Source organism: Ramlibacter sp. (assembly GCA_019635435.1).
Classification (GTDB): Bacteria; Pseudomonadota; Gammaproteobacteria; order Burkholderiales; family Burkholderiaceae_C; genus JAHBZM01.
Window position 1 is genome coordinate 3720855 of record JAHBZM010000001.1, and the last position, 18941, is coordinate 3739795.

15 protein-coding genes are annotated in these 18941 nt (G+C 66.2%); 5 read left to right on the forward strand and 10 right to left on the reverse strand.

Going from position 1 to position 18941, the window contains the following annotated elements; genetic code table 11:
- Positions 1–63 precede the first annotated feature (63 nt).
- From KF796_18015 to KF796_18060, 10 genes are all read right to left on the reverse strand, one after another.
- Complete coding sequence (locus tag KF796_18015) at positions 64–1518, reverse strand: sodium:solute symporter family protein (protein MBX3588529.1); 1455 nt, start codon at positions 1516–1518, stop codon at positions 64–66.
- Positions 1519–1590: 72 nt separating this feature from the next.
- A complete protein-coding gene (ubiB, locus tag KF796_18020; GenBank protein ID MBX3588530.1) occupies positions 1591–3156 on the reverse strand; it encodes a ubiquinone biosynthesis regulatory protein kinase UbiB in 1566 nt (521 codons plus the stop codon).
- Positions 3153–3722, reverse strand: coding sequence for a hypothetical protein (locus KF796_18025; protein ID MBX3588531.1), 570 nt, complete (start codon positions 3720–3722; stop codon positions 3153–3155). Before KF796_18025 ends, ubiB begins: the two co-directional genes overlap by 4 nt.
- Before the next feature lie 31 nt (positions 3723–3753).
- Positions 3754–4743, reverse strand: a complete 990-nt coding sequence (locus KF796_18030; GenBank protein MBX3588532.1) for a Tim44 domain-containing protein — start codon at positions 4741–4743, stop codon at positions 3754–3756.
- Positions 4744–4768: 25 nt separating this feature from the next.
- Positions 4769–5500, reverse strand: a complete 732-nt coding sequence (gene ubiE, locus KF796_18035; protein ID MBX3588533.1) for a bifunctional demethylmenaquinone methyltransferase/2-methoxy-6-polyprenyl-1,4-benzoquinol methylase UbiE — start codon at positions 5498–5500, stop codon at positions 4769–4771.
- Positions 5501–5678: 178 nt separating this feature from the next.
- Positions 5679–6092: a DUF971 domain-containing protein gene (locus KF796_18040; protein MBX3588534.1), complete on the reverse strand. Its 414-nt coding sequence runs from the start codon at positions 6090–6092 to the stop codon at positions 5679–5681.
- A 14-nt stretch (positions 6093–6106) separates the two neighbouring features.
- The gene (locus KF796_18045; GenBank protein MBX3588535.1) at positions 6107–7714 is read right to left on the reverse strand and encodes a ShlB/FhaC/HecB family hemolysin secretion/activation protein; all 1608 of its coding nucleotides are present in this window, start codon (positions 7712–7714) and stop codon (positions 6107–6109) included.
- Positions 7715–7798: 84 nt separating this feature from the next.
- Entirely contained in the window at positions 7799–9118 is a 1320-nt protein-coding gene (locus tag KF796_18050) for a FecR domain-containing protein (protein MBX3588536.1), read from the reverse strand.
- Between the two features lie 250 nt (positions 9119–9368).
- Positions 9369–9806, reverse strand: coding sequence for an HIT family protein (locus tag KF796_18055; GenBank protein ID MBX3588537.1), 438 nt, complete (start codon positions 9804–9806; stop codon positions 9369–9371).
- 12 nt (positions 9807–9818) lie between these two features.
- A complete protein-coding gene (locus KF796_18060) occupies positions 9819–13727 on the reverse strand; it encodes an FAD/FMN-binding oxidoreductase (protein MBX3588538.1) in 3909 nt (1302 codons plus the stop codon).
- A 185-nt stretch (positions 13728–13912) separates the two neighbouring features.
- Here KF796_18060 and ugpB point away from each other — a divergent pair, with 185 nt between their 5' ends.
- The 5 genes from ugpB to ugpQ all read left to right on the forward strand — a co-directional run bounded on the left by ugpB (position 13913) and on the right by ugpQ (position 18882).
- Entirely contained in the window at positions 13913–15211 is a 1299-nt protein-coding gene (gene ugpB, locus KF796_18065; protein MBX3588539.1) for a sn-glycerol-3-phosphate ABC transporter substrate-binding protein UgpB, read from the forward strand.
- A 101-nt stretch (positions 15212–15312) separates the two neighbouring features.
- The gene (gene ugpA / locus KF796_18070; GenBank protein MBX3588540.1) at positions 15313–16200 is read left to right on the forward strand and encodes a sn-glycerol-3-phosphate ABC transporter permease UgpA; all 888 of its coding nucleotides are present in this window, start codon (positions 15313–15315) and stop codon (positions 16198–16200) included.
- A 78-nt stretch (positions 16201–16278) separates the two neighbouring features.
- Complete coding sequence (gene ugpE, locus KF796_18075; protein ID MBX3588541.1) at positions 16279–17130, forward strand: sn-glycerol-3-phosphate ABC transporter permease UgpE; 852 nt, start codon at positions 16279–16281, stop codon at positions 17128–17130.
- A 10-nt stretch (positions 17131–17140) separates the two neighbouring features.
- Positions 17141–18148, forward strand: coding sequence for a sn-glycerol-3-phosphate import ATP-binding protein UgpC (locus tag KF796_18080; protein MBX3588542.1), 1008 nt, complete (start codon positions 17141–17143; stop codon positions 18146–18148).
- Positions 18145–18882 carry a glycerophosphodiester phosphodiesterase gene (gene ugpQ, locus KF796_18085; protein ID MBX3588543.1) on the forward strand — a complete coding sequence of 246 codons (738 nt, stop codon included), beginning with the start codon at positions 18145–18147 and terminating at the stop codon, positions 18880–18882. Before KF796_18080 ends, ugpQ begins: the two co-directional genes overlap by 4 nt.
- The last annotated feature ends 59 nt before the right edge of the window (positions 18883–18941 follow it).

Consider the following 18941-nt stretch of genomic DNA (forward strand, 5'->3'; position numbering starts at 1 on the left):
ATAGGCGGCAGGGTCTGCTGCAAGACCCTGCGCGCCGGCGCGGCCTGCGCGCCACCCGCCGGCTCAGGTCTGCGGGCTGCCCTCGAAATGGTGCACATGGCCCTTGTGATCGGCCAGGACCTGGGGCGCGAGCGAGCCCACGACCATGCCCGCAATGGCCGCGAGCAGGCCCGCGAGCTGCTGCGGAAAGGCCTCGGCCCAGCCCGGCATGGCGATGAACAGCAGCCAGGTTCCCAGGCCCAGGACCACCGAGACCAGCGCCCCCTGCGTGGTGGCGCGCTTCCAGTACAGCCCGAAAGCCAGCGGCGCGAACGCGCCCACCAGCGGCACCTGGTAGGCGCCCGAAACCAGCTCATAGATCGACGTGCCCTGCATGGTGATGGCATACACCAGCACGAAAGCGGTGAACACCAGCACGCTGATGCGCATGGCCTTGAGCGTGGCGGCGTCGCTCATGCCGGGCTTGAGGTTGCGCAGGATGTTCTCGACAAAGGTGGTGCTGGGCGCCAGCAGCGTGGCCGATGCGGTGGACATGATGGCCGACAGCAGCGCGCCAAAAAACGCCACCTGCAGGATCACGGGCATCTTCTGCATGACCAGGGTGGGCAGGACCTTCTGCGGGTCGTCCTTGAGCAGCGCCTGCGCCGTTTCGGGCATGACCAGCACCGCGGCGGTGACCACGAACATCGGGATCAGCGCGAACAGGAAGTAGAGCGAGCCACCGATCACCGGGCCGCGCACCGCCGTTTTGGCGTTCTTTGACGACATCACGCGCTGGAACACGTCCTGTTGCGGGATCGAGCCCAGCATCATGGTGATTGCGGCGGCGCCGAAGAACAGCCATTCCTTGCCGTCGCCCGTGGGAAAGAACTGGAACTTGCCCTCCCTGGCTGCATAGGCCACGACCTTGTCGGCGCCGCCGGCCAGGTCGGCCGCGAACCAGGCAATGGCGATCAGGCCCACGCCGATCACGATCATCTGCACGAAATCGGTGAGCGCCACCGACCACATGCCGCCGTACAGGGTGTAGACCAGCACGATGCTGATGCCGATGAGCATGCCCGTGGTCACCGAGATGCTGTCCTGCGACAGCAGGTTGAACACCAGGCCCAGCGCCGTGATCTGGGCGGCCACCCAGCCCAGGTAGCTGAAGATGATGATGGCGGAGCAGATCACCTCGATGCTGCGGCCAAACCGCTGGCGGTAGTAGTCGCCCAGGGTGATCAGGTTCTTCTGGTAGAGCTTGAAAGCGAAAAACAGGCCCACGAGGATCAGGCACATCGAGGCGCCGAACGGGTCCTCGACCACCGAACCCAGGCCACCGGAGACGAACCGCGCCGACACCCCCAGCACGGTCTCGGAGCCGAACCAGGTGGCAAAGGTGGTGGCAATGACCACGGCCAGTGGCAGGCTACGCCCGGCGACCGCGTAGTCGGCGGTGTTATGGACCCGTTTGGCGGCATACAGGCCGATGGCCACAGAACCCAGCAGGTACAACACGACAAAGGTGATCAGCATCACAGTGCTCCGTAATGGTTGATGAACCCGGCAGGGCCGGAAGGACTGCCGGGCATTATCGGAAAAAAATGCCTAGAAAACCCGCACCCGGACGATGATTTGCATGGCGATCAACCCCAATGCAAAACCAATGCCGCCGTAAATCAGGCCCTGAAGCAGCTTGTTGGTGCGCCGCTGCTCGGTCAGCAGTTCCTCCAGCGCATGGCGCTGGTCGGCGGGCCGCTGCTGCAGGTACAGGTGCAACAGGCGCGGCAACTCGGGCAACAGCTTGGCGTAGCGCGGCGCCTGGGCCTTGAGCTCATCCAGCAACTTCTGCGGGCCGATCTGCTCGAGCATCCACTTCTCAAGAAACGGCTTGGCGGTGTTCCACAGGTCCAGATCGGGGTCGAGCTGGCGGCCCAGGCCTTCGATGTTCAGCAGGGTCTTCTGCAGCAGCACCAGCTGGGGCTGGATCTCCACATGGAAGCGCCGCGAGGTCTGGAACAGGCGCATCAGCACCATGCCCAGCGAGATTTCCTTGAGTGGCCGGTCAAAGTAGGGCTCGCAGACGCTGCGCACCGCGGCCTCGAGCTCGTCCACCCGCGTGCCGGGCGGCACCCAGCCTGACTCGATGTGCAGCTCGGCCACGCGCTTGTAGTCGCGCCGGAAAAAGGCCGTGAAGTTTTGCGCCAGGTATTCCTTGTCGAACTCGGTCAGCGTGCCCACGATGCCGAAGTCCAGCGAGATATAGCGCCCGAAGGTGGCCGGCGCCACGCTCACCTGGATGTTGCCCGGGTGCATGTCGGCATGGAAAAAGCCGTCGCGGAACACCTGGGTGAAAAAGATGGTCACGCCATCGCGCGCGAGCTGGCGGATGTCCACGCCGGCCTCGCGCAGGCGCTCGATCTGGCTGATGGGGATGCCCGTCATGCGCTCCATCACCATGACCTCGGGATGGCAGAAATCCCAGAGCATCTCGGGGATCAGCACCAGGTCCAGCCCGGACATGTTGCGGCGCAGTTGCGCGGCGTTGGCGGCCTCGCGCACCAGGTCGAGCTCGTCGTGCAGGTACTTGTCGAACTCGGCAACCACTTCGCGCGGCTTCAGGCGCTTGCCATCGGCCGACAGGCTGCCGACCCAGCCCGCCATCATGCGCATCAGGCTCAGGTCTTTTTCGATCGCGGGCAGCATGCCCGGTCGCAGCACCTTGACCGCCACATCGCGCGTGCGGCCATGGCGGTCGCGGGCCACGGCAAAGTGGACCTGTGCAATGGAAGCGCTGGCCACCGGCTCGCGCTCGAAGCTCACGAACACCTCGCCCACGGGGCGGCGGAAAGCCCGCTCGATGATGGCGATGGCCACGGCCGAGTCAAACGGCGGCACGCGGTCCTGCAGGCGCGCGAGCTCGTCCGCGATGTCGGCCGGCAGCAGGTCGCGCCGGGTCGACAGCACCTGGCCAAACTTCACGAAGATGGGGCCCAGCCGCTCCAGCGCCTCGCGCAGGCGCTGGCCGCGCGGGGCCCGCAGGTTGCGGCCCACTGACATCACGCGCGCCAGCACCCGCAACCAGGGCTTGCGGAAGCTGGTGAGCACCAGCTCATCCAGGCCGTAGCGCAGCGCCACCCAGATGATGAAGGCGCCCCGGAACATGCGGGTCATGGAGCGGCCCGGGGGGCATCCGGCGCGGGCGCCACGGCCGTTCCGCGACCGCGCGTGCCAATGAAGCTGCGCAGCGCCTGGGCCATGCCACGCGCGGCCTGGCCCAGGGCATGGGCGGGCGCGTCGCCGATCAGGCGCGACAGGTCTTCTTCAAGGTCCCAGCGCACATGGTCGGCCAGCCAGTTGATCTCTGCGGCGAACTGCACGTCACCCTCGATGCGCACGGGCGGCTTGTCGCCGCGCAGCGCGGCCTGGGCCAGTTGCCAGGGAGATTCCTCGGTGAGGGTCAGGTTGAGGTCGGTCTGGCCGCCTTCGGGCGCCACCTCGAGCAGGCCGGCAGGGGTGGCGGCCAGCCGGATGGTGAACATGCGCCAGCGCGCCTGCAGCACCCGCCCCGACTGGCGCACCAGCCGGGCCTGGGCCTCGGGCTCCTGCTGCAGCACATGATTGATCAGCAGCACCACGCGCTGGTGAATCTCCTCCACGGCCCAGGCCGGCGGTTGCAGGCCCGCCGGAAGTTTGCCAAGCAGGTCGTCCAGAAAGGGAAAGGGGGACTGTGTTGCCATAGTCCCCCGATTATTCACTGAATGGTGCGCGCTACTGCAGGGCCTGCACGCCACCCACCAGCCAGCCGGAGCTGCCGCTGCGCGGCTTGGTCATGTTCCAGACCTCGCGGAACGGGCTCGGGCCGGCCGACGGGTCCTCTCGGATCATGCCGGAAAACTCCACGCTGGCCATGTAGTCATCACCCAGGTCCTCGATGCCGAGCAACTGCGCCTCGAGCATGACCACATCGGTCTTGTTGACCTGCGCGCCAATGTGGTTCTCACGTTCGGCGAGCTGGGCACTGATTTCACCAACCATTGCATCGGTCATCATCGAGCGCAGCGTGGGCATGTCGGCGCGGTCCCAGGCATCCTGCAGGGTCACGAAGTTGCGCTTGGCCGCCGCGAGAAAGCCCTCGGCATCAAAGCCCGCGGGCACCCCCCAGGACTGCGAACCCATGAGCGCCGAGCCGATGCGCACGCCCGCCGGGACGCCCGCGGGCGCGCCATGCTTGCCGGCGTCAAATGCCATGCTGTTGCGCTCCCAGGGCCGGGCCGAGGCATCGTTGCCCACCTTGTCCGGGCTGTACTGGGGCGGGGCGATCGCCTCCGTGGCCGAGCTTGCTCCCTGGAACGCATACGGCCGAGCGACGGGCGGCGCGGCCCGGCGTGAACGCATCACCAGCCCCACCACCATCATCACGGCCAGCCCGAGCAAGGCCACCAGCATGAACTGGCCGAATGCCTCGCCAAAGCCCAGCGTGTGGGCCAGCCAGGCCAGCCCCAGGCCCGCCGCCAGCCCTCCGAGCAGCCCGCCCCAGGGCTTGCGGGGCGCGGCCGGCGCGGCGCCGGCCGCCGCCGGCTTTGCGGCGCTGTTGGCTGCGTTCTGGGTGGGCGCGCCCGGCGCCGGCGACGCCGACTCACGCTGGGTGACGTTGCCGGACTGGCGCCCGATCGATTTGCCGCCGCCCAGCCGCTTGGCGTCCACCTGGAAACTGGCCAGCACCAGGGCGCCCGCCAGCAAGAGAGTCAACAGCTTCATCCCGCTTTCCTTGTCATGCACTGCTTCAACATTTGATCCCCGCGTGAAGTGCCACCACGCCGGCCGTGAGGTTGTGGCAGTCCACATGGCCGAAACCGGCGCGCTTCATCATGGCCTTGAGCTCGGCCTGGCCGGGGTGCATGCGGATGGACTCGGCCAGGTAGCGGTAGCTGGCGTCGTCCCCGGCCACCAGCTTGCCAAGACGCGGCAGCACGTTGAACGAATACCAGTCGTAGGCTTTCTCCAGGGGCTTGGCCACCCGCGAGAACTCCAGCACCAGCAGCTTGCCGCCGGGCTTGAGCACGCGGTTCATCTCGGCCAGCGCGGCGTCCTTGTCCGTCATGTTGCGCAGGCCAAAGGCCACGCTGACCACATCGAACGACGCTTCGTCAAAAGGCAGCTTCTCGGCATCGCAGACCAGGGTGGGCAGGGCCACGCCCGCGTCGAGCAGGCGGTCGCGCCCGGTGCGCAGCATGGCCTCGTTGATGTCGGTGTGCACCACCTGGCCCGAAGCCCCGACCTTGCGCGCGAAGGCCAGGGCGAGGTCTCCGGTCCCACCGGCAATGTCCAGCACGCGGGATCCTTCGCGCAGGTTGGCCACCATCACGGTGTAGGCCTTCCAGGCGCGGTGCAGGCCCATGGACATCAGGTCGTTCATCACGTCATAACGCGGGGCGACCGAATCAAAAACCCCGCGCACACGCCGCGCCTTGTCGCGCTCCTCGACGGACTCGAAACCAAAATGCGTTGTTGCCATGGGTGAAATGCTAGGGGTGAATGGGCTCGCAGCGGCCGACAACCCTGCACCAAAGCGGGGAATCTGTCGGGATTATGACGAAAAAAGCCCGCCAGCCCGCCCGGAATCCACTCCAGATGCTCTGAAATTCATAGCAATCGGGCATCCCGCGCACCCGTGAAGAGCCGAGCCAGCGGCCTCAGTGCGTGCCGCAGGCCGAACCCCCCTTGACGGGCATGGGCGCATCGCGTTGCACGCCAGCTGCCGCCAGGCGCCGTTCATAGTCGGCCCAGAGTTCACGCTCCTGCCGGCCCAGGCTGTACAGGTAGTCCCATGAAAAGATGCCCGTGTCGTGCCCGTCCGAGAACGTCGGCTGCACCGCATAGTGGCCCACGGGTTCGAGTGCCACGATGTCCACGTCGCGCTTGCCGGTCTGCAGTGTCTCCTGGCCCGGGCCATGCCCCTTGACCTCGGCCGAGGGCGAGTACACGCGCATCAGTTCAAACGGAATCCGGAAGGCCGCCCCGTCAGAAAAAGCCACCTCCAGCACGCGCGACTGGCGGTGCACGGTCAGTGATACAGGGGTCGGCGACCCGGCCTGAAGACCTGCCATGGGGGCGGCGCCGCTCAGAAGCGGACCGACAGGTTGACGTACAACTTGTCGTCGCCCTTTTGCGGAGAGCCGGAGTTGATGCTCAGGGGCACGACGCTGCCGCGCACCAGGCGGCCGTAATCGGCCGTCAGGGACACCGGCCCGCTGCCATAGCGCAGCCCCAGCCCGATGCCGGCCAGCCGGTCACTCGAGGGCTTGTTGGCGCCGTTGGAGTTGTTGTTGCCCAGCCAGCCCGCGTCGACAAAGCCCACCAGGCGCAGGCCCGGCGTGAGTTCGGGCGTGGTGACCTCGACCGACATCGACAGGCCACGGTCGCCCGAGACCGGGCGCTCGCTGCGCGAGCCGCGCACCGACGAAACACCGCCGATCCCGAACTGCTCCCCCGAAATCAGCACGTCGGGGCTGTACTGGAACTGGCCGCGAGCGCCCCAGATCCAGTTGCCGGCAAAGCCGGCCGAATAGTTGAGCCCGGCGCGCAGGGCTTTCCAGCGGGTGGTGGTGATCCGCGGGTCTTCGGTCTGGTAGGAAGCCAGGTCGTTGCCCCGCCCGCTGCTGGTGTTGACCGCCAGTTCGGCGTTGTAGCCCCAGAAGGCGTTGTCGGATTCGGTGCGCGCGGTGTAGCCCAGCGTGACCGGGCGGCTGCGCCGCGTGAGCTGGCCCGGCACCGGAATGTCGTTGATCTTGGAGGGGTCAAAGACCTTGTCGTCAAAGCCCAGGGTCACGTAGCTGCGGCGGCCCCCGTTGGGCGGCAGGTAGGCCGTGTAGTTGAGACCCAGCGTGTGGCCCGCGCCGGTGCTGGTGAAGGCGCCGAAATTACCCACCACGTCGGAGCGGGTGTAGCTGGCGCCAATGACGCCGCCCCACTCGTACACGGGAATGCGGTAGGACAGGCCCAGTTGCTTGACATCGCTGGTGCGCTGCAACGAGGTGGTGTAGGCGCCCGTGAACTGGTGGTCCCGGTTGAACAGGTTGGTATGGCCTCCGGCCACCGTGAAGCGGTCACGCCCGGACGATTGCGAGCCCGCATTGGACAGGCCCAGCGAGAACGTCCAGGGCCGCGTTTCCTTGACCGAGATGGTGGCGTCGATCTTGTCGGGTTCGTCGCCCTCCTTGATGCCCACCTGGATCTGCTTGTTGGGATTCTCGTTGGCAATGGCCGTCTGGATGGCCATCTTCTTGAAGTTGGGGGTGTGGCCCTCGCGCAGTTCGGGCACGCTGCGCCGCACATTGACTTCGTCGTTGAGCTTGTTGCCGTCGACCGTGACCTTGCTGATGGTGAACTTGACGATGTCCAGCGTGACGGTGTCACCCACCTCCTGCGGCGGCAGCGCCACCCGGTGCAGGCCAAAGCCCTTGTCGCGCAGGGCCGCCTCGAGCGCGGCGGTGGCTTTCTGGAGCGTCTCGATGCTGGCATCGGTGCGCAGGAACGGCGCCAGGATGCGGGTGGTGTCGCCGTCGCCCAGCGGGTTGTCCCCGGTGATCTTGAAACCCTTGATGGCAAAGACCGGCGAAGGCGCGGGCGCCATGGGGGTTGCGGCCTGCGAGTGGGCGACCGAGGCCAGTCCCATGAGAACCACCGCCATCGCCACCTGGGTCTGACGGACCTTTGCGCCTTTGTTCATCTTGTTATCACCCTCTCAAGTCAGTCAGCACTGACTGGGATTGTCGCATCGCCGCGCCGCTTTTGTCACGCCCTGTAACCGGCGTCATTTGCACTGGTTCGAGGGCTTGATGCCCGCGTCGGCAAGCACACTGACCAGCAACGGGTTCTTGCTGGTGGGCAGGGGCAGCTTGTCAAAGTCCAGGAACTTGGGGATGGTGGTGGGTCGCGCGGTGTTGCCATCGTTGCCGGCAAAGCCCGCCTCGCCGCGGCCCAGTTGCAGGACCTCGTCCTTGGTCGCGATCTCGATGTGGCCGTCGCGCACGAAGACGAACAGGCCTTCCTCGTTGTCGGATACATCGTTGCTTGAAAACAACTTGTCGGGAACGGTGACCTGGTCTGGCCGGGGGCCATCGGCCGGCGGCTGCGACGCAATCGCCCGGATGCCCGAGGGCGAAATGAACAGGCCCTGCCCGGCCTGGAGCACCTGCAAGGCACTCTGGCCCGACTGCGTGACCGTGAAGGAGCCCAGCCAGGTGAACACGGTGAGGCCGGTGTCGTCGCCTCCGGGCTCGCCAGCGCAGGCCCCGGTGCAGCTGATGTCGCCCCCCGAACCGCGGATGCCGATGGTGGCCGTGGCGGTGCTGAAACCCACATTGCGGTTGTTGGCCTTGGCGATCAGGCCGGTCAGCGCGCGCACCGAGCCGCGCAGCAGCGAGACCAGGAAGCGGCCCTCGCCCGCGTTCTTTTCGTCGTAGACAAAGTTGTCGACGCGGAATTTGGTGGTGGCGCCCAGCGTGATGCGGCTGTCATCGCGGAAGGCCAGCACCGCGCGGGTGCCGCTGCCGGTTTCGACCAGGTCCCCCGGATAGACGCTGCCCCCGTCGACCAGCTGGCGGCGCTTGCCCTCGCTGTCCACCGCGTTGATCACGCCCTGGGCCGCGACCACCTTGGCGCTGGCCAGCACGGCATTGGGCCGCGCCTTCTCGGGCACCTTGGCCGACTCGGCGCCGCAGTCCTTGGCGCAGATGCGGGCGTCGAAGTCCGTGCCGCGGATCCCGATGGTGGCGGTGTTGGTCTGCACGCGGGCCGCGCTGGGCGAACTCTTGGAAATCAGCCCCGTGACGGCCCGGAAGCCGCCCCGCAGCAGTTGCATGAGCATGCTGTTGTCGTTTGCGTTTTCCTTGAACCGGTACTGCTGGACCACGATCTCCGAATTGGGGCGGACGGTCATGCGGGTGCCGTCGGCCATCTTGATGATGGCCGAGGCCCCGTCGGCCGTGGTCAGGCGGTCGCCTTCCTGCAGCGGCAAGCCCCGGCCCAGCGTGCGCGGCGACTGCCCCGGCGACTGGGCGAACCCCACGCCACGCGAGAACTCCACCTCACCGGCCTGCTGGGCCTGGGCGCCAAGAGAAAGCAGGAGCATGCAAACACCCATCGCAATGGGCGCCAGGGGCCTGGCGTGAACATGTGGGGCAAGCATCGCAATCTCCAAAAAATCCGTGCGGACCGTCCGCGCCATCGCGTCCGGGCCCTTCCCGACGAAGGCAGTACGCGCACGCTTACAAATTAATACCCAAACTGTAGGTGGTTTTAGCTCTCAGGACCAGCAACAAAATTCACCGGCAAAAGCCCGCACAGCCTGCCAAGCGTGCGATTTTCACGATCCCGTGGTTTTAAACGCCGAGCGCCAGCAGCCGCTGAACCATGGCCGCTTCGAGCTCGCGCCGGGCCGAGACCACCCCGGCCACGTCGCCGGGCGACACCTCGCGCCTTGCGGCGGCCCAGACGGGCGCGGGGTAATGGCTGTCCCACTCGAAGCGCGCAATCACGTGCCAGTGCAGATGGGGCACCATGTTGCCCAGCGCCGCCAGGTTGACCTTGACGGGCCGCAGGTGCTCGCGCAGCACCTGTTCCACCGCCGCCACCGCCTCCATGCAATGCTGCCGGTCGGCGGGTTCAAGCTGCGAAAACTCGGCCACATGGGCCTGCCAGACCACGCGGTAGAACGCCGGGAAGCCGGGCTCGTCGGCCCGGATGACGCGCAGGCGGGGGGTGCGCACGATCACCTCGCCGCCATCGGCTTCACACAGGCTGCAGGCTTCGTGGGTCACTCGATCTGGCCCTTACACCAGCACGCGCTCGATGCCCCCGGTGTTGGCCGCGGCCACATAGCGGGACATCCAGTCGTCGCCCAGGATCTGGTTGGCCATCTCGACCACGATGTAGTCGGCTTCGAGCAGGCCGTTCTTCAGGTCGTCCTGGTAGCGACCCAGGCCCATCATGCAGCTGGGGCAGGAGGTCAGCATCTTGATGTTCTGGGTGGCGCTGACGGCGCCGGTGGCGCGCAGGGCGGCTTCGTCCTTGCGGATCTCTTCTTCCTTGCGAAAGCGCACCTGCGAGGACACGTCGGGGCGCGACATGGCCAGCCCCCCGCTCTCGCCGCAGCAGCGGTCGCTCTTGCGGACGTTGTCGCCCAGCAGGGACTTGACGGTCTTCATCGGGTCCTGCAGCTTCATGGGGCTGTGGCAGGGGTCGTGGTACAGGTAGCCGCCGCTCCTGTCGTCCAGCGTGATGTTCTTCTCCAGCAGGTACTCGTGGATGTCCACGATGCGGCAGCCAGGGAAAATCTTCTCGAATTCATAGCCCTGCAACTGGTCGTAGCAGGTGCCGCAGCTGACCACCACCGTCTTGATGTCCAGGTAGTTCAGCGTGTTGGCGACGCGGTGGAACAGCACCCGGTTGTCGGTGATGATTTTCTCGGCCTTGTCGAACTGGCCGCTGCCGCGCTGCGGGTAGCCACAGCACAGGTAGCCCGGCGGCAGCACCGTCTGCACCCCGGCATGCCAGAGCATGGCCTGGGTGGCGAGCCCCACCTGGCTGAACAGGCGCTCGGAGCCGCAGCCCGGGAAATAGAACACCGCCTCGGTTTCGGCCGTGGTGAGCTTGGGGTCGCGGATGATGGGGACGTAGTCCTTGTCCTCGATGTCCAGCAGCGCGCGCGCGGTCTTCTTGGGCAGGCCGCCCGGCATCTTCTTGTTGATGAAATGGATGACCTGTTCCTTGATGGGCGCGGTGCCCACCGTGGCTGGCGGCGCCTTGGTCTGCTTGCGCGCCACCGCCTTGAGCAGGTCGTTGGCCAGGCGCTGGGCCCTGAAGCTCCAGTCGGTCAGGGTGTGGCCGATGTTGATCGCGCGCGGGCTGGTGATGCCGATGAAGGCCGACTGCAACGCTGCCGCGGGCCGGAAGCTCTTGCGCCCCATCTTGCGCAGCAGGTTGCGCATGTTCATGGAGACATCGCCAAAATCGATGTCCACCGGGCACGGGCTCAGGCACTTGTGGCAGATGGTGCAGTGGTCGGCCACGTCCTCGAACTCTTCCCAGTGCTTGATCGACACGCCGCGGCGGGTCTGCTCCTCGTACAGGAAGGCCTCGACCAGCAGCGAGGTGGCCAGGATCTTGTTGCGCGGGCTGTACAGCAGGTTGGCGCGCGGCACATGGGTGGCGCACACCGGTTTGCATTTGCCGCAGCGCAGGCAGTCCTTCACGCTGCTGGCAATGGCCCCGATGTCGGACTGCTGCATGATCAGCGACTCATGCCCCATCAGGCCGAAGCTGGGCGTGTAGGCATTGGTCAGATCGGCGAACAGGCCCACCTTTGAAGACATTTCGGGCTGGAGTCCAGGCCCGTCGGGCACAGTGTGCTCCTGATTTCGTAGCAGTTTGCCCTTGTTGAAGCGCCCCTCCGGATCCACCCGGTGCTTGTATTCGGTGAACGGACGCAGTTCCTCGTCGCTCAGGAACTCCAGCTTGGTGATGCCAATGCCGTGCTCGCCCGAGATCACGCCGTCCAGGCTGCGGGCCAGCACCATGATGCGCTTGACCGCCTCATGCGCCGTCTGCAGCATTTCGTAGTTGTCGCTGTTGACCGGAATGTTGGTGTGCACATTGCCGTCGCCCGCGTGCATGTGCAGCGCCACCCAGACCCGGCCCTTGAGCACGCGCTTGTGGATGGCATTGCATTCGTCCAGGATGGGCTGGAAGGCGTCGCCGGCGAAGATGTGGGCCAGCGGCGCGCGGATCTGGGTTTTCCAGCTGGCGCGCAGCGAGTGGTCCTGCAACTGCGCAAACAGCGCATCGGCGTCGCGCAGCCAGCCCTGCCACAGGGTCCGCACCTCGCCAAGCAGCGCCAGGGCCTGGGCCACCCGGTCCTCGAGCAGCTCGGCCGACGGAATCTCGCTGGCATCGTCGCTCTTGCCCAGCGGCAGGTTGCCGCGGCTGAAAAAGGCCTCGAGCGCGTCGGTCAGCGCAATCTTGTTGCGCAGGCTCAGCTCGATGTTGATGCGTTCAATGCCGTCGGTGTACTCCGCCATGCGCGGCAGCGGGATCACCACGTCCTCGTTGATCTTGAAGGCGTTGGTGTGCTTGCTGATGGCGGCGGTGCGCTTGCGGTCCAGCCAGAACTTCTTGCGCGCCTCGGGGCTGATGGCCACAAAGCCCTCGCCGCTGCGCGAATTGGCCAGGCGCACCACCTCGGAGGTGGCCCGGGCCACGGCGTCGGCGTCATCGCCCGCAATGTCGCCCACCAGCACCATCTTGGGCAGGCCGCCGCGCTTGCTCTTGGTGGCATAGCCCACGGCCCTGAGGTAGCGGTCGTCCAGGTGCTCCAGCCCGGCCAGCAGCACGCCCGAGCGCTTCTGCTCGGCGAACATGAAGTCCTTGATCTCCACGATGCTGGGCACCGCGTCGCGGGCATTGCCGAAGAACTCGAGGCAGACCGTGCGGGTGTGCGCCGGCATGCGGTGCACGATCCAGCGGCCGCTGGTGATCAGGCCGTCACAGCCCTCTTTCTGGATGCCGGGCAGGCCGCTGAGGAACTTGTCGGTCACGTCCTTGCCCAGGCCCTCCTTGCGGAAGGTCCTGCCCGGAATGTCCAGGCGCTCGGTTCGCACCAGCGTCTTGCCGTCGGCCTCGAAGGTCTTGAGCTCGAAGCTGGCCATCTCGGCGTCATGGATCTTGCCCAGGTTGTGGTTCAGCCGCGTGACCTCCAGCCACTGGGCCTGCGGCGTGACCATGCGCCACGAAGCCAGGTTGTCCAGCGCCGTGCCCCAGAGCACGGCCTTCTTGCCACCGGCATTCATGGCAATGTTGCCGCCAATGCACGAGGCCTCGGCCGAGGTCGGGTCCACCGCGAACACAAAGCCGCCGCGCTCGGCCGCATCGGCCACGCGCTGCGTCACCACGCCGGCCTCGGACCAGATGGTGGGCACCGGCTGGTCCAGGCCGGGCAGGGCCATCATCTCGACCTCGGTCATGGCCTCGAGCTTTTCGGTGTTGATCACCGCGCTGTTCCAGGTCAGCGGGATCGCGCCGCCGGTGTAGCCGGTGCCGCCGCCGCGCGGAATGATGGTCAGGCCCAGTTCGATGCAACCCTTGACCAGGCCGGCCATCTCGGCCTCGGTGTCGGGTGTGAGCACGACAAAGGGGTACTCCACGCGCCAGTCGGTCGCGTCGGTCACGTGCGAGACGCGGCTCAGCCCGTCAAACTTGATGTTGTCCCTGGCCGTGAGCCGCCCCAGCACGCGCTGGGCCTTGCGGCGCAGGTCGGCGGTGGCCGCGAAGGTGTCATCAAAGGCCCGGACGGCGGCGCTGGCGGCGATCAGCAGCTCGCCGACCAGCGCATCGCGCTCGGGGTCCTTGTCGGGCTCGCGGCGTTTTTCGACCTCGCCCAGGCGGTGCCGCAGCGCGTCCACCAGCAGCCGGCGGCGCCTGGGGTTGTCCAGCAGGTCGTCCTGCAGGTAGGGGTTGCGCTGCACCACCCAGATGTCACCGAGCACTTCATAGAGCATGCGGGCCGAGCGGCCGGTGCGGCGCTCGTCGCGCAGGCGGCTGAGCACATCCCAGGCCCGGGAGCCCAGCAGCCGGATCACGATCTCGCGGTCGGAGAACGAGGTGTAGTTATAAGGTATCTCTCGCAAGCGCGGCGCGTCATCGACCGCGGCCATGAGGTGATTGAGCGTAGTGGGGGCGTTCATCGGGTGGTTGGGTGCTCAGCCAAAGCGACTACCCGGCTGAAAAGGGATGTTACCGCAGCGCAGCATGCCCCTGTCGCCGGGGTGGCAGCCTCATGGAAATCCCGCTTGTGGCGGGCGGGACGCGGCGCGTTAAATCGCCTGTCACATTTCCATCGTAATCTGAAGCATCCAATTCAGGAGTTTTCATGAAACTGCAACTTTCTGCCGCGGCACTCGCGGCTGTACTCGCCTTTCCGGCCCAGGCCCAGACTGAGATCCAGTGGTGGCATTCGATGACCGGCGGCCTGAACGACTGGGTCACCGACCTGGCCGACGGCTTCAACAAGAGTCAGAAAGACTACAAGATCGTGCCCACCTACAAGGGCACGTATGACGAAACCATGCCCGCCGCCGTGGCGGCCTTCCGCGCCGGCAACGCCCCGCACATCCTGCAGGTGTTTGAAGTGGGCACCGCCACCATGATGGCCGCCAAGGGCGCCGTGGTGCCGGTGGGCAAGGTGCTGACCGACGCCGGTTACAAGTTCGACCCCAAGGCCTACATCCCGGCCGTGGTGGGCTACTACACCGCGCCCAGTGGCCAGATGCTGAGCTTCCCGTTCAACAGCTCGACCACCGTGCTGAACTACAACAAGGACCTGTTCAAGAAAGCCGGCCTGGACCCCAACCACCCGCCGGCCACCTGGCCTGAGCTGGTGCTGGCCGCGGCCAAGCTCAAGGCCGCCGGCGTGAGCTGCCCGTTCACCACCAGCTGGCAGGGCTGGACCCAGCTGGAGAGCTTCTCCACCTGGCACAACACGCTGTTTGCCACGCAAAACAATGGCTTCGGCGGCACCAGCGCCCGCCTGGTCACCAACAGCCCGCTGCACGTGCGCCACATCGAGAACCTGTCCAACATGGCCAAGCAGGGCCTGTTTGTCTACCGCGGACGTGGCAACAAGGGCGACGCCCCTTTCTACGCGGGTGAGTGCGCGATGCAAACGGCATCGTCATCGTCCTATGCCAGCATCAAGAAGAACGCCAAGTTCGAATTTGGCATTGCGCCCCTGCCCTACTACCCTGACGTGGCCGGCGCGCCACAGAACACCATCATCGGCGGCGCCTCGCTGTGGGTGATGGGGGGCAAGAAGCCTGCCGAGTACAAGGGCGTGGCCGAGTTCTTCCACTACCTGACCAACGCCGACATCCAGTCCAAGAGCCACCAGCGCACCGGCTACCTGCCGATCACCCTGGCCTCGTTCAAGCTCACCGAAGATTCCGGCTTCTACAAGAACAACCCTGGTACCGATGTCGCGGTCAACCAGATGATCCGCAAGACCACCGACAAGTCACGCGGCATCCGTCTGGGCAACTTCATCCAGATCCGCGCGATCGAGGACGAGGAACTCGAGCAGGTCTGGGCTGGCAAGAAGTCGGCCAAGGAAGCGCTGGACGCCATCGTGAGCCGCGGCAACGAGCAACTCGAACGCTTCCAGAAAGCCAACTGAGGCTGACGCGCGGGCCGGGGAGGTGCGCACCCGCACTACACTCCCGGCTCCGCCTGCCGCTGCCCCGACCGGGGCGCGGCTCCCTTTCGGGTTGAAACACTGTGGCTTCTGAAAAACGCGTCGTCTTCCGTTCTGCCTGGCTGCCCTGGGTGCTTCTGGCACCGCAAGTGGCCGTCATTGCCATCTTCTTTTTCTGGCCTGCGGCCCAGGCCCTGCTGCAGTCGTTCCAGCAGTCCGATGCCTTCGGGCTGTCCACCGAATGGGTGGGGTTCAAGAATTTCACCAACCTGATGCACGACGCCACCTACCTGGCCTCGTTCAAGATCACGGCCATCTTCTCGGTGCTGGTCGCCTTTCTCGGCATCGGCCTTTCGCTGGTGCTGGCCGTGTTCGCCGACCGCGTGGTCAAGGGCACGCTGGTCTACCGCACCCTGCTGATCTGGCCCTATGCCGTGGCGCCCGCCGTGGCCGGCGTGCTGTGGCTGTTCATGTTTGCGCCGTCGATCGGCATCGTCTCGTATGCGCTGCGCCGCTTCGGCTTTGAATGGAACAGCCTGCTCAACAGCAACCACGCCATGACGCTGATCGTGATTGCCGCCGTCTGGAAGCAGATTTCCTACAACTTCCTGTTCTTCCTGGCCGGCCTGCAGAGCATCCCCAAGTCGCTGGTGGAGGCCGCCGCCATCGACGGCGCCGGGCCGTGGCGCCGCTTCTGGTCGATCCAGTTCCCGCTGCTGTCGCCCACCACGTTCTTCCTTTTCGTGATCAACATGGTCTACGCCTTCTTCGACACGTTCGCGATTGTTGACGCGGCGACCGAGGGTGGCCCGGGGCGCGACACGGCCATTCTGGTCTACAAGGTCTACTACGACGGTTTCAAGGCACTGGACCTGGGCGGTTCGGCTGCCCAGTCGGTGGTGCTGATGTTCATCGTCATCATCCTGACCATCATCCAGTTCCGGTTTGTCGAGAAGAAGGTTCAATACTGACATGAGCCCCCACGTTCACTTTGTTCACTGCCCCCCGAGGGGGCGCTCAGCGTCCTTCGGGCGGCCGGGCGGCCGCTGATGGTCGAACGCAGCCCCTTCCTGCGCATCCTGTCGCACCTCGTGCTGATCGCCGGCGTGTTCGTCGTGGCGTTTCCGCTTTACGTGACCTTCGTCGCCTCCACGCAAACCGCCGATGAGATCCTGCAGGCGCCGATGTCCATGGTGCCCGGTTCGCACCTGATCGAGAACTACACGGCCGCGCTCGGTGGCACGGGCAAGGGCGGGGCATCGAACGCACCGGTCGGTCGCATGATGATGGTCAGCCTGATCACCGCATTGGTCATCGCGGTTGGCAAGATCGCCATTTCCTTGCTCTCGGCGTTTGCCATCGTCTATTTCCGCTTTCCGTTCCGCATGCTCTTTTTCTGGGCCATCTTCGTCACGCTCATGCTTCCGGTGGAGGTGCGCATCGGGCCGACCTACAAGGTGGTGTCCGACCTGGGCATGCTCAATACCTACGCCGGCCTGACCATCCCGCTGATCGCCTCGGCCACGGCCACCTTCCTGTTCCGGCAATTCTTCCTGACCGTGCCCGATGAACTGGTCGAGGCCGCGCGCATGGACGGTGCCGGGCCCCTGCGCTTCTTCAAGGACGTGCTGGTGCCGCTATCGACCACCAGCATCGCCGCGCTCTTCGTGATCCAGTTCATCTACGGCTGGAACCAGTACCTCTGGCCGCTGCTGGTGACCACCAACGAGACCATGTACCCGGTGGTCATCGGCATCAAGCGCATGATCAGCGGCGGCGACGCCGCGACCGACTGGAACATCGTGATGGCCACGGCCGTGCTGGCCATGATCCCGCCCGCGGCGGTGGTCATGCTGATGCAGCGCTGGTTCGTCAAGGGCCTGGTCGACACCGAAAAGTAAATCAGAAATCATGGCTTCCATCCAACTCAAAGACGTCGTCAAGCACTACGGCAGCGGCAAGCACACGGTCAAGGTGATCCACGGCGTCAACGCCGACATCGCCGACCGCGAATTCATCGTCATCGTCGGCCCCTCGGGCTGCGGCAAGTCCACGCTGCTGCGCATGGTGGCCGGCCTGGAAGAGATCACGGGCGGCGAAATTTCAATTGGCGGGCGCGTGGTCAACGACCTGGAGCCGGCCGAGCGCGACATCGCCATGGTGTTCCAGAACTACGCGCTGTACCCGCACATGAGCGTGTTCGACAACATGGCCTATGGCCTGAAGATCGCCAAGGTGCCGCTGGACGAGATCAAGACCCGCGTCGACAAGGCCGCGAAGATCCTGGAGCTGGGCCACCTGCTGGACCGCAAGCCGCGCCAGCTCTCGGGCGGCCAGCGCCAGCGCGTGGCCATGGGCCGCGCCATCGTGCGCCAGCCCCAGGTGTTTTTGTTTGACGAGCCCCTGAGCAACCTGGACGCCAAGCTGCGCGCGCAGACCCGGCTGGAGATCCAGAAGCTGCATCGCGAGCTGGGCATCACCAGCCTGTTCGTGACCCACGACCAGGTCGAGGCCATGACGCTGGCGCAGCGCATGATGGTCATGAACGCTGGCGTGATGGAGCAGTTCGGCACGCCTGAAGAGGTGTACCACCGCCCGGCCTCCACCTTCGTGGCCAGCTTCATCGGCTCGCCGCCCATGAACCTGCTCAAGCACGCACCCGGCGCGCGCGAAGGCAGCATCATGGGCATCCGCCCCGAGCACCTGGACATCGGCAGCGCGGGCTGGGAGATCAAGGTCGAGACCGTCGAACTGCTGGGCGCCGAGCGCCTGGTGTATTGCCGCCTGGGCGACGAGCAGCTGATCGTGCGCACCGACGAACAGCACCCCGCGCCGCAGCCCGACAGCACCATCCACGTGGCGCCGCGCGAGGACCGGGTCCACTGGTTCGACGCCGCCACCGGCAAGCGCCTGCCATGAGCGCGCCCTGGCCCTACCCGCGCTGGGTGGCCCATCGCGGCGCCGGCCGGCTCGCACCCGAGAACACGCTGGCGGCCTTCCGCCTGGGCGCGCAGCACGGCTACCGCATGTTCGAATGCGACGCCAAGCTGTCAGCCGACGGCGTGGTCTTCCTCATGCACGACGCCACGCTGGAGCGCACCACCAGCGGCCGCGGCATCGGCGGCGAACAGCCCTGGGGGGCGCTGGCGCAGCTGGACGCAGGCGGCTGGCATTCGCGCGCGTACGCGGGCGAGCCCCTGTGCACCCTGGAAAACGCCGCGCGCTACTGCCTGGCCAATGGCTTTTGCCTGAATATCGAAATCAAGCCCACGCCGGGCCTGGAGCAGCTCACCGGTGAAGTGGTGGCGCGCGAGGCCGCGCGCCTGTGGGCCGGGGCCGCCGTGGCGCCGCTGCTGACCTCGTTTCGCCTCGAGTCGCTGGCCGGCGCCCAGGCCACCGCGCCGCAGCTGCCGCGCGGGCTGCTGCTGGACACGCTGTGGACAGGCTGGCTGGAAACCGCGCTCACGCTGGGCTGCAGTGCCGTCGTCTGCAACCACGCGCTGTGGGACCGCTCCAGCGTCACCCAGGCCCAAAGCGCGGGCCTGCGCACCCTGAGCTACACCGTGAACGACGAATGGGCCGCGCAGCGCCTGATCGATCTGGGCACCGACGGCATCATCACCGACCGGGTTGACCTTTTCAGCCCGGTTTAGGCATCAAAAGTGGCTGGAGTCCAGCAGCGGCGGTCACTTTCAGCTATCAAATCAGTAGC

Excerpts from the sequence above, each read along its gene's own strand:
- KF796_18030 (MBX3588532.1), bottom strand. The coding sequence starts at position 4,743 with ATGAAGCTGTTGACTCTCTTGCTGGCGGGCGCCCTGGTGCTGGCCAGT.
- KF796_18080 (MBX3588542.1), top strand. The coding sequence starts at position 17,141 with ATGGCTTCCATCCAACTCAAAGACGTCGTCAAGCACTACGGCAGCGGC.
- KF796_18045 (MBX3588535.1), bottom strand. The coding sequence starts at position 7,714 with ATGAACAAAGGCGCAAAGGTCCGTCAGACCCAGGTGGCGATGGCGGTG.
- KF796_18040 (MBX3588534.1), bottom strand. The coding sequence starts at position 6,092 with ATGGCAGGTCTTCAGGCCGGGTCGCCGACCCCTGTATCACTGACCGTG.
- KF796_18050 (MBX3588536.1), bottom strand. The coding sequence starts at position 9,118 with ATGCTCCTGCTTTCTCTTGGCGCCCAGGCCCAGCAGGCCGGTGAGGTG.
- KF796_18025 (MBX3588531.1), bottom strand. The coding sequence starts at position 3,722 with ATGGCAACACAGTCCCCCTTTCCCTTTCTGGACGACCTGCTTGGCAAA.
- ubiB (MBX3588530.1), bottom strand. The coding sequence starts at position 3,156 with ATGACCCGCATGTTCCGGGGCGCCTTCATCATCTGGGTGGCGCTGCGC.
- KF796_18015 (MBX3588529.1), bottom strand. The coding sequence starts at position 1,518 with ATGCTGATCACCTTTGTCGTGTTGTACCTGCTGGGTTCTGTGGCCATC.
- ugpB (MBX3588539.1), top strand. The coding sequence starts at position 13,913 with ATGAAACTGCAACTTTCTGCCGCGGCACTCGCGGCTGTACTCGCCTTT.
- ubiE (MBX3588533.1), bottom strand. The coding sequence starts at position 5,500 with ATGGCAACAACGCATTTTGGTTTCGAGTCCGTCGAGGAGCGCGACAAG.
- KF796_18060 (MBX3588538.1), bottom strand. The coding sequence starts at position 13,727 with ATGAACGCCCCCACTACGCTCAATCACCTCATGGCCGCGGTCGATGAC.
- ugpE (MBX3588541.1), top strand. The coding sequence starts at position 16,279 with ATGGTCGAACGCAGCCCCTTCCTGCGCATCCTGTCGCACCTCGTGCTG.
- ugpQ (MBX3588543.1), top strand. The coding sequence starts at position 18,145 with ATGAGCGCGCCCTGGCCCTACCCGCGCTGGGTGGCCCATCGCGGCGCC.